Annotated in this window: 3 protein-coding genes and 1 pseudogene; all 4 read right to left on the bottom strand. The window is 61.4% G+C overall.

Translation table 11 applies throughout. The features are described from left to right. Window positions 1–56 precede the first annotated feature (56 nt). Window positions 57–263 carry a hypothetical protein gene (locus tag E5W70_RS18880; RefSeq protein ID WP_292660742.1) on the bottom strand — a complete coding sequence of 69 codons (207 nt, stop codon included), beginning with the start codon at window positions 261–263 and terminating at the stop codon, window positions 57–59. Window positions 264–382: 119 nt separating this feature from the next. After that, on the bottom strand, window positions 383–715 hold the full coding sequence (locus E5W70_RS18885; RefSeq protein WP_292660744.1) for a DUF736 family protein: 333 nt from the start codon (window positions 713–715) through the stop codon (window positions 383–385). A gap of 398 nt (window positions 716–1,113) precedes the next feature. Then, window positions 1,114–1,590, bottom strand: a pseudogene (locus tag E5W70_RS18890) (thermonuclease family protein). Between the two features lie 42 nt (window positions 1,591–1,632). Beyond that, a partial coding sequence (repC, locus tag E5W70_RS18895) for a replication initiation protein RepC (protein ID WP_292660746.1) occupies window positions 1,633–2,067 on the bottom strand: 435 nt, incomplete at its 5' end.

Below are 2,067 nucleotides of genomic sequence, written 5' to 3' on the forward strand. Positions count from 1 at the left end.
AAAAAACCGCCTGCGTAGGGCAGGCGGCCTTCGCCTCTAGAGGTTGGGAGTCTCGATTACGCCCGTTTCGCCGGACGCACGACGCGCAGGCGATACTCTTCGCGGGTGATGTCGCCGGCGACATAGGCCGCCGTCGCTTCCTCCAGCACCGGATCGTGTGTGTAGCCCTGCCGGATATTGGCCGCGCGAGCCTGATCCGTCGCCTTGCGACGCCGGGCAACGGCCTCCGGCGAGCGGTCGGGATGGGTCGAATGAATGTTCATCAACAGATCTCCAATGGCAAAAAACTTTAGCAGAAAAACCGCCGAAAATCGAGCGATTTGCGGCATCTATCGGCTTGTGAAGGGATGCGCCCGGCTCGAGGCCGGGCGCTTCGCGACAATCAATCGCGGGGTTCCCATTCGATGATCGCCTGCAAGGTGGGATCGTCCTGGCCGGGATAGCGGCCGAGATTGGCGTTGAAGCCGAGGCGCTTGATCGAAAGCGTGTAGTAGGGCTTTTTCGCCTCGCTGGTCTTCTTCCAGATGCCGCCGACCTCGATGTCATAGCCGCGCGGTGACTTGGCATAGACGCGATGCGTCGGGGCTTTCTCGTTGCTCGAGTCGAATGGGACAACGTGGATGTCCAGGTCGCGATCGATGGTGGAGATAAGGCCGTTGCCCTTGGCGGCGTCCAGGTCGTCGGTGTCGAACTGGATGAAGTTGGTGGTGGTCATGTCAGTCACTCCTCTTTGGTGGTTGCGACGATTGTTCACCGGCACGGCAGAAAGCGGTGCGCACCGCAGGCCGAAGCACAGCGGAGGAGGCCGGAGGCCGGAAAAATTTGCTGCGCGAGGAAGCCGCAGGCGGGGAAATTTTTGCGGAGTCCGGATTTGCGCAAGCCGCGTCGACGTGCGAACGAGCGTCAAAAGCAACGGCCATGGAGGGGTGAGGGATGAACATCATTGGCTATCTGCCTCCGGATCGGTGACGGCCTGAAGCGGCAAGAAGTGACCCTATTCTATTCACAACTCGCACCGTTACAACGGCTTTCTGCCCTTTCACGCAAGAATCGAGAAGCAAGTTGCTTCACCACTTCTGCCAATTCATATCGCCGCTTTGGGTGTATGACAGGTCAATGCGCTGGAGACTTTTTAGCGCGCCGGTAGAGATGCGGACTTTCGATCTTGGCAGACCAGATGCCAAGCCCTCTGTCTCGGGCGCTGTTCTCGGCCACGCCATACTCAACCAGGTCGATGGGATGGGACGACGGCAGCTATCGAAGCATCGACTCGGCAAGCCCGGCTCGGACCATCGCTAACCCGACATCGGTTTCATCGTAGAAACACTGTCCGACCAGGCGCCGATAGCGGTCGCGGTCGATGACCCGGCAACGGACGTGTTTCCCATCGATCATTCGCCGAAGAAAGGCTCGGCCCGCCAGGCCGCATTGCCAGACCTTGCCGTCGCGAAGGCCTGTCTGGTCGAGTTCGCAAGCGTCGATCGCCGCGATCCGGATGCGCTGCTGGCGCACGCTGATCGTGTCTCCGTCGATCACCCGGACAGTGCCGGACCAGGTGGCTGGATCGGCCGCGGCTGCGCCGACGCCGATTGCAAACTATCGCGACCGCAGCCGCCAATGCCGCTCGGAACCTCAATTCAACGCCTCCGTCATGCTGCGCGCCACGAGCCCGAACACTGACCGGGCAAGATGAAGCTCGCCGGCGGCCGCGCGCTCTGTCATGGCCCGCAAATAGCCGCCCGGCGAGGTAACTTCTTGCCGGTCGAACTTCTGTAGCGTCACAGCGACCGCCACGGCCGCCTGTTGCTCGCCCATTTGGTTGACCGCGCGGCGGCGCGCATCGTCGGAAATTCCAGCAATTCGGCACATTTGGGGCACGATTCGCGCCAGTTCGGCCCACGTACGGGGCAGGGCAAAGCCGTAAGTGCCTAGCGCCGGTATCGCACGCACCAAGTCCTGCAACGCCACAAGTGCCTGTGGTAGGTGCTTCGGTTGGTTTACTTGGCGAGAGCCGCCCCCCAGGCTTGCTTCATAAGCCCATTGGCTGGCAGAGCCAGCCTCTAGCAA

It is taken from the genome of Mesorhizobium sp. (genome assembly GCF_005063415.1).
Classification (GTDB): domain Bacteria; phylum Pseudomonadota; class Alphaproteobacteria; order Rhizobiales; family Rhizobiaceae; genus Mesorhizobium.

Bases quoted from the DNA above. Each gene is read 5' to 3' on its own strand.
- E5W70_RS18885 (WP_292660744.1), bottom strand. From the start codon at position 715: ATGACCACCACCAACTTCATCCAGTTCGACACCGACGACCTGGACGCC.
- E5W70_RS18880 (WP_292660742.1), bottom strand. From the start codon at position 263: ATGAACATTCATTCGACCCATCCCGACCGCTCGCCGGAGGCCGTTGCC.